Genomic DNA, 8,433 nt, shown 5'->3' on the forward strand with positions numbered 1-8,433 from the left:
GTTATGTATGTTTGAAAGTATTAAACTTCGCATAATTAAAGGAAGGCAGTTAAATCCTTTTGCAACTGCAAAAGTATTGCAAGAGCATGAGGATAGATTAAATGCTTTGGAAAGTAACAGTTCAGAGTCTACTGGCTCTGACTCTAATTCTTCTAATAGTCCTGGTTCTACTAATACTGCAACCCCTACTACAAGAGATATTAGCATTACTGTTGATAATGGTACTAAAGCTATTGAAGGTGCAACTGTTAATATAGGTAATATATATGGTACTACTGGTAGTGCTGGAGGTTGTACTTTGAAAGGTGTTGCTGATGGTGAACAAACCATCGAAGTTATAGCTGAAGGGTATGGCGATTATGAAGATACTATTACAGTAAGTGCAGATAATACAAGTTTCACTGTTACTATGACTGCTGTAATACAAGGTTAAAATTTTATTTTAAGGAGGTTCTTATCATGAATGTAGTTGAAAAAACCTCCAATTACTCGATGTCTGATTTTTATAAAGTTTTAAAGTGGATACCTCGAAGTAAGGTTGATAGACAATTTCCTGTTGCTGTTGATAATATTGTTGTTGATGGTGATTGTGTTGTTATGCCTACTATTTATGAGGAGTTTAATGGTATTGATGAAGTGCAATTTTTCATTAATTTTCATGGAGTTAATGTAGATGTACCTGCACTTTTACTTGATTTTTCACCATTGCTTAATGGAAATATAAGTTTGCTTCAAGCAAATTGTAGTGATACTGAAATCGATTATGATGATGACACCATTATCACATTTAAATTAGATGATAATGTCCGTTTCACTGATAAAACAAGAGAGATAACTGGAGTTAAATCATTAAAATTAAGCTTTGGAAGTGAAGTTAGTGGAATAGAAATCACTAACGTACTAATGAGATGTCAAAATTACACTTACACTTTAACTGACATAGAACAGTCTTTGATTACTGGTGAAAACCATGTATTGAATAGATTAGGACATTTCGCTAAAAAACGTGAAGTTCCTAAAAAATTACAAGATTACGTATACATGGCAGCAGGAGCTTATGCTTGGCTAACAAGATGGGAATACGAAACCAAACCAATGAAAGAACCAAAATCAGAGTCCAACAACTATGCAGACAGATTATTAGGACAAGTAAACATAGCAATAAGTGAATACTTGGCAGATATTGAGAATAAAAAAGACCACGTGGATTTATTCCATGCAACCGCTACTGGAATTGATTGGGGAATTTAAGATGAAATATGAAAGCAAAATCGGTGAAGTTCTTGAAGAAATCAGTACAGCAATAGTAGAGAGCGAAACCTTTGCAGACACACCAATCTTTTATGATTTCATAGAAGTGGACGCAAACAACCTCCCACCATCATGTATAGTATACAAACCATTAGAATGGGAAACTGGAAGAGATGGTTGTAGTTATGAAAGAGAATTAGACATTGTACTATTAATAACTACAGAAGAGAGGAGAGATGGAATTATCGGACAATTATTCATGTTCAGTGAACAATTAAAAGAAATCATTGATGAAGTGATTATGAGAACAAATCATGACTTATCCTTCGTACAAGGAAGCCCAATTCAAGGTTTCCAATACAATCGTAAAGGACAAGACAGTTACAAAGAAACCGCTCAATTATTCACTTCAATGGTCGTTTTACGTTATTTATTGAGGTATTAATATGAAGTTCAAATACATTGGGCAAAGCAGAGTAAAAGATTTAGATTTGGTTTTAGCAAAAATCATGAAACCAACTGATGTATTAATCAACGGAATGATTATTACTGTACCTGACTCTGAAACCCAATTAATCAAAAGATTAGAAATTAACGGTAATTTTGAGGTTTATAATGAACCTAAAAAGTTCAAAAAACCTTTTAAAAAGGATAAAGAAACAGAAAAGGAGGATAAATAAATATGGCAGCTATAGCACTAAATGCCTCATGGCATTATGTTATGATGGGCGTTAAAGACAGGGATCTTAATGAAGATTTATACGCTCGCCCATTAGTCAGTATTAGACAAACCGGTTTTGAGGACGGTAACGAAATCGAAACCGAAACCGACGAAGGACACACTGGTGTATCTAACTTGGATATGGGTTCTTACAGAACCACCGCAGAGTCTGCACCAACATGGGAAGATAAATTCAGATACTCCGAAGGATTAGAAGATATATTCTATTTGCTTTTAGGTAATTATACCAAATTAGCTCATGGTTCTACTGATGGAGTATATGATTATCACTTTGAATTGCCAGCAGATAATACTACTGAATTACCAGTAGCAACTATCTACAATGGTTTCCAAAAAACCGAAACCGATGCAAGAGCATTCAACAATGCACTCTTAAACGAATTAGAAATCACATTCAGTGCTGATGATGCACCAACCATCGCACCAACCTTTGTAAGTGATTATAACAACTTTAACTTAATGAACCCAACCAGAGGGTTCTTGGAAGAATCACACTTCGCAAAAGCAGCACACACTCAAGTGTATGTAGGACATGTTGGAGCAACCGCTAAAGAAATGATGCGAGTCCCAATTGACTGTTTCAGCGAAGCAAGCTTAACCATCAATCACAATGCAGAAAGTCAATCTTGTCATGACGATGCTTTCGGTAAAAACACTAAAATCATGGGTGCAAGGGAAACCGAAGGTTCAATCACCATGCCTTGGGTTGATGGAACTAAACTCTTTGAAACAGAATACGAAGCATTTAACAAATACGGACATTCTGTTTCAGAAGAAATCACCCACAAACAAGTATGGTTTAGATGTTATGGTGGCGACATCATAAGAGTTTCTAAATCCGATACTGTTGGAACTGGTGAGAAAATAGTTTCCACCAAAGTAATAGAAGAAGAGGGACAAGAAGTAACTTACTACTACATCTCAACTGGCGTTCCATACGAAACTATTATCAAATGCCCAGATTGTGAATTAACCAGTGTTACATCACCAAAATCAGGTGATGAAGCAAAAGATTTAACAATGGAATTTAAAGTATTAGAAAAACCAACACAATCCTACATTACTGTTGATATGGTAACTGATTTAGCAGACTTACATATCGACACTACAGGAGCAGCACTCAATACTTTCTATCCAGACCCATCAAAATACACAGACTTTGCAGAAAACTAAACATTTTCTGCAATTATTATTTTTTTTATTTAATCATATGAGGGCTTGATGGTTTAAACCCATCAGTTCTGTTTAATTAGCCAAATATAAAAATAGGAGGAAGTTAGTTATGGCAAGAGAATTTACACAAACAACAATTAATTTCTGTGGAAAAGAATGTTTTTTCAAAAGATGTTCAAATGAAACTTTAAAAGCATTTGACGAAGAAATGGAAGCAAAAGTAAAAGAAATCCAACCATTGACCGAAGAGTCTGAATTAATTAATAAAAAAGGTGAAAGGATTGAAAAACAAATCGAGTCCACTGAAAGAAGAATTAGGTTAATGGAAGATAATGATGATGATTACAAAGCTATCTTAAAATTACAAGATAAACTTGATAAATTACTCGATGAACAAGATGAGTTTTTAGAAGAAGTTAAAACATTCAATAAAGAACATGAAGGTTTATCTGATAATTTAGAGTCAGATATGAATGATATTTTAGCAAGGAAAGTAGAGTCTATTGTTGATGGAATAACTGCAAAAGAGTTCCTTGAAAACGCTGATGCAATTGACTATCGTATAGCTGCAAACATCTCAAAATACTATGAGATGTGTATGGTCGGGGAAAGAGAGTCTAAAATCCAAAACGAAATAAGAGAAGATATTTCTACTTTTCGAGAAAGACAAAAACAACTTTAATACTGATATAAACCCAAATCCAATGAACACATCAATGGCTTGGGCTATTGAAAGTAGTTTATTGGATATTTATTTTTTATTAGTACACAGGATAGAGGGATTAGGATTATCTTTAAATGATTTTTGGGCGATGGATACTTGGACTACAAGTAGATTATATTGTCTTGAATTAGATTTGATTGATAAGGAAGAAAAAGAGTTGAATAAAGATAAACCAGAGTCGCAGAATAGTGATGAGGTTAAAGAAGTGTATGAGGAGATGTTTCCAAATGGGGACTAAAATGAGTATTAAAGACACATTAACTAAATACATTGATGATGTTATTAAATTAGTTGATGATGAGTCCAATACTCAAAAATTCCTTGAAACAACAGGTCAAGAATTACATTTTGATTACATCTCCCAATATATCCCTAAATGGAACCCAAATTTAGTTTTAAGTCCAATGGAACGGAGCCACCAATTCTTTGAATTATCAAATGGTATTTCTTTTTTAGAATTAGAATATTCCGGATTTACCCGTAGAAGTTATTTCCCAAAAGGAGTTTGGCAAGAATTTTCTGATGACCCAGAAGGATTAAAACCCCCAGATGAACGGGAATTAGAAAAAGATTATGCTTACTACCAAGAAACAGGTAATGACCCAGAAGCAAGCCCCGAAGGAGGGGGGAAATATTATGTTCATTTCGGTACAGCTGCATATAATCCAATGTATAATATGAGAGCTACTGAATTAATGTATAATTGGCTTCGCCTTCAACGATGGAAAGGGAGTAAGGTTAAAAGTTTATCTAAATTAGAAGATAAATTCGGTCTTGAAAGAGATTAAGTTATATTTTTGTATTTTAAGCAACGATTGAATGGTGCAATCCCATTCTTAACTTTTTTAGGTATCTACCTTTAAGAGAATAGATACGATTTTATTTTTTAGGGCTTCCTCCATCTCTTGGAGGTAGTGCCTAATTTTTTTTATAATGATTATATTTTTTTGTTTAATGTTTTGTTGAAATTAAGTTTTGTGAAGGAGAGAGAATATTGTCTAAATATGTTGGTGGATCTGTATCTGCTAAAGTTGAGTTGGATATTACTGAATTTAGGAAAACCCTTGAAACATTGAAGAAAGATGTTGAAATTTTGAAAAAAGGGTTAAGTAATTTCGGAACTAAACAAACAGGTATTGAGAAAGAAGTTGGGAAGTTAAGAACTGAAATGGAGAAACTTCAAAGAGTTAATAAAACTTTAAGCGAGTCCAATAAATCCATTAAAGACGACAGTAGACGTATTCGTGATGAGTTTAAGAAACAATCCGAGTCTTATTCAATGGCAAAAGAAGCATTAAATAAATTTGTTTCTGAAAATAATAAATTAAGTGAAAGTTTAGCAAAGGTAGAAAAAGAGAATGGTAGACTTAATCGTAAAGTAGATGCTGCTGTTGATTTGTGGAGAGAAGCAGACCACCAAGTTAGAAAATTATCTAATGAAAATGATAAATTAAGTAGCTCTATGGAAAAGTTAAAAAATGAGAATACTAAATTAAATTCAGAATTATCAAAAACATCAGAGTCATTAGCGAAAGCTGAAAGTAAATATGAAACAGCAGCTGCTGAAAATAAAAAATTAGCAGACTCAATGAATAAATTAAAAGGCGAAAGTAAACAATTAAAAACAGAATTAGCAAACCAGAATAATACTATTGCTAAAGACACTAAAAAAGTAGCTGATGCTCAAACCAAAGAAGTTGAGGTTTTAAAGAAAACAGAACTCCAAGCAAAAAAAACAGGAGCTGCTTTAAAACAAGCATTTACAAATGATTTATATAATAGTATACTAAAAAACAAAGGCAGTACAAATCAAGTTCCTCTTCGCCCAGTTTATGATGAATTAAAAAATAAATATAAATCTTTGGTTAAAAACAGACAAGAGTTTGAAAAATTATTTGCACATGGGTTAATGGCTACTAAAACAAGTTTATATCCAACAAGAGACCCCGAAAAATTTGTTAAATTTGGAAAGGGAGTAAATGCCAGAAACTTTGGAAATATTAATATTGCTTCATTGAAAAAACCGTTCCAAGAAGCTCAAAAGGAAGCTGCTAAAACAGAGGAAGTTGTTAAAAAGACAATGTCCGACTCTGCAAATTCCACTAAAAAATTAGAGAATGAAGTAGAAAAATTAAGTTCAAAATTCAAATCATTATCCTCATCAACAGGAAGAAAACATTCATTAAAAGAAATTACTAATTTAGATTGGGAAACTACAAATTCCCAATTATCAAAAGCAGGTCAAGCTTTATCAGTATTTGATGAAAAACTTAAAAAAACTGCATCAACATCTAAACAAACCAGTAAACAAATTTCATCTAATTTCAACCAATTAGAAAAAGATTTCACATTATCATTACTACGTAATGTAAAACAAATGGAAAGTAACGGGCAGGTTCCATTAGCAGACGTAATGCAAAAATTAAAAATGGAATATATGTCCACAATTACTTCTTGGGAAAATTTTGAGAAGAAATTCTTAAAGTCCATGAAAGTTATTGGTGCGGAATTTGGTAGAGTTGGTTTCGGTGGAAATAGCACTGTTAGGTTCGGTCATACTGATAGGGGCTTTGATATTCTTAAAACTGATAATTTGAAAGGTTTACGCGAAATTAAAGCAGAATTAGAAGGAGTTAGACAAGAGGCAACCCAAGTTGAGTCTAATATTAAAGCTTCAATGGAAGGCACATCTAAATCAGTAGAACAAACTGCAACATCTCTTAAAAAAGAAACCGAAGCAATTAAATCTGAAAATTAAGCAACTAATGAAGCAGTTAAACAAAATGATAAGTTAATTTCATCTGAAAAGAAATTACAATCAGAATTAAGCAAATCTGCCCAAGTTCAAGCAAAAAGAGTAAAATATACGGGAATGTCTGATAATATAGGGGCGTCCTCAAAATCAATGGACTCCTATAATAAAAAAGTGGATATTGTAAGAACAAAACTATCCCAAGTAAAAAGAGCATTAGAAGAATATTTAAACACATGGGCTAAATCAAACATTCAAGTTAATAGAAGCTCTACTGAAATAAGTAATGCTATCAATAAATTCGCAGCTCGAGGTAAGAAAGTTGCGGAAACTACTAATGAAACAGAAAAATTTGTGAAAGCATGGGATAAAGCAAAAATAGAAGTTAAACGTGATGCAACTGAAATAGCGAATGCGATTAACCAATTTGCATCAGCAGGTAAAAAAATCAACTCAATTAACATAGGTAAAAATTACTCTAACAATTGGGAATTAACAGCAAAACAATTAACTAATGCTTCAAAAGCATTATCAATATTTGATAGGGGATTAAACACTACTGCTGTTAATTATAGGAAATTGGCTTCTGCTGCTAAACCATTTGATGTAACTCTCGACCAAATGCGTACTGCATTTATGGGATTAGAAACTCCTGTTGGATACTTGGATAGAATGGCAGGGGCTATTCGTCCAGTTGGAGCTGCGTTTAAAGATTTCTTTGCATCAACAAGACAAAGTGCCGAAGCATATAAACAAAGATTATCCGTTATTGCTGATGAGTTAAAAGCTAAATGGCACGCTATGTCTGTTGAACTTGCCCAAGCAAGTGCTGCTACATACAAATATTGGAAACAAGTTCGTGGAACAGCCGATGTTAAAGGATATAATAATCTTGGCACATTAGATGTTGGTATAAACCAATATTACGGACAAATTGATAAGATTAATGCTAAATTAGCAGAGTTCAAAGCACAACAACAATCTGTTAATACTAATATTAGCCAAACCTATAATGAATTTAGTAAAGCAAGTCAAGGATTAGCATTACTAAACACCCAATTAGAAAGATACACCGCATTAATTAATCAAAATAGTAGCACACAAACAACATTAGGTAACCGTATAAGAACAGTACAAGCAGAAATAACAAGTTTATCTAATGCAAGTAGTAAAAACGCAATAATGCTTACAAATCAAGGCAGACAAGCTCAAAGTTTAGGAACAAGACTCACAAACCTAAACAATAAACTCCGTCAAGGAAAAGTAAGTAATGAACAATACAGAGCGGAATTAGATAAATTAGAAAATGAATTAAAACAATTAAAAACAAGTTTAAACTCTGTTAAAAGTACATTAGACAGCAGTAACACATCATACTCAAAAGCAAATGCACAAATCAAAAGATTAGCCGAAGGATACAAACAAAACGAACAAGCAGCAAAACAAAGTAGCGTTGGAATGAAACAAGCTGGAAACTCAATGCAACAAACAGCACACTCCGGCAGAATACTCTCCAACACACTATACCAAATAAGAGGAGCATTACTCTCCCTTAAAATGATATTCACCGCTATGGGGGGAATGGCTTTATGGGGCTTTGGTATGGAAATAGCAGAAGGAATAAAAACAACATTCACTGCTAAAAATGAGATGGAAGAACAATTAAAAGCCAATACCAAAGTCGGTGCAAGTGGATTGCAAGTATTCAACAGAGAATTGGATAATACTATCTCAAAATTTAAAAAAGTAAATAAATATGCTCTTGGTGAAACTGTATCTTCATTAGGATTA

General features: G+C 33.1%; 10 protein-coding genes. All 10 read left to right on the forward strand.

Annotation, left to right across the window (positions count from 1 at the left end):
• A partial coding sequence (locus IJ258_RS00005) for a PEGA domain-containing protein (RefSeq protein WP_292801347.1) occupies nt 1-433 on the forward strand: 433 nt, incomplete at its 5' end.
• 26 nt (nt 434-459) lie between these two features.
• Nucleotides 460-1,251, forward strand: a complete 792-nt coding sequence (locus IJ258_RS00010) for a hypothetical protein (protein ID WP_292801350.1) — start codon at nt 460-462, stop codon at nt 1,249-1,251.
• Between the two features lies 1 nt (nt 1,252).
• On the forward strand, nt 1,253-1,696 hold the full coding sequence (locus IJ258_RS00015; protein ID WP_292801353.1) for a hypothetical protein: 444 nt from the start codon (nt 1,253-1,255) through the stop codon (nt 1,694-1,696).
• A 1-nt stretch (nt 1,697) separates the two neighbouring features.
• The gene (locus IJ258_RS00020; protein WP_292801356.1) at nt 1,698-1,931 is read left to right on the forward strand and encodes a hypothetical protein; all 234 of its coding nucleotides are present in this window, start codon (nt 1,698-1,700) and stop codon (nt 1,929-1,931) included.
• Between the two features lie 2 nt (nt 1,932-1,933).
• Nucleotides 1,934-3,166, forward strand: coding sequence for a hypothetical protein (locus IJ258_RS00025; protein WP_292801359.1), 1,233 nt, complete (start codon nt 1,934-1,936; stop codon nt 3,164-3,166).
• Nucleotides 3,167-3,275: 109 nt separating this feature from the next.
• Nucleotides 3,276-3,848, forward strand: coding sequence for a hypothetical protein (locus tag IJ258_RS00030; RefSeq protein ID WP_292801361.1), 573 nt, complete (start codon nt 3,276-3,278; stop codon nt 3,846-3,848).
• Between the two features lie 34 nt (nt 3,849-3,882).
• On the forward strand, nt 3,883-4,128 hold the full coding sequence (locus tag IJ258_RS00035) for a hypothetical protein (RefSeq protein WP_292801364.1): 246 nt from the start codon (nt 3,883-3,885) through the stop codon (nt 4,126-4,128).
• Nucleotides 4,100-4,678, forward strand: a complete 579-nt coding sequence (locus tag IJ258_RS00040; RefSeq protein WP_292801367.1) for a hypothetical protein — start codon at nt 4,100-4,102, stop codon at nt 4,676-4,678. The genes IJ258_RS00035 and IJ258_RS00040 overlap by 29 nt, the downstream gene beginning before the upstream one ends.
• A gap of 206 nt (nt 4,679-4,884) precedes the next feature.
• On the forward strand, nt 4,885-6,648 hold the full coding sequence (locus IJ258_RS00045; RefSeq protein ID WP_292801370.1) for a hypothetical protein: 1,764 nt from the start codon (nt 4,885-4,887) through the stop codon (nt 6,646-6,648).
• Between the two features lie 114 nt (nt 6,649-6,762).
• Nucleotides 6,763-8,433 (forward strand): hypothetical protein (locus IJ258_RS00050; protein ID WP_292801373.1); only part of this gene is annotated, 1,671 nt, incomplete at its 3' end.

It is taken from the genome of Methanobrevibacter sp. (genome assembly GCF_017468685.1).
GTDB lineage: Archaea > Methanobacteriota > Methanobacteria > Methanobacteriales > Methanobacteriaceae > Methanocatella.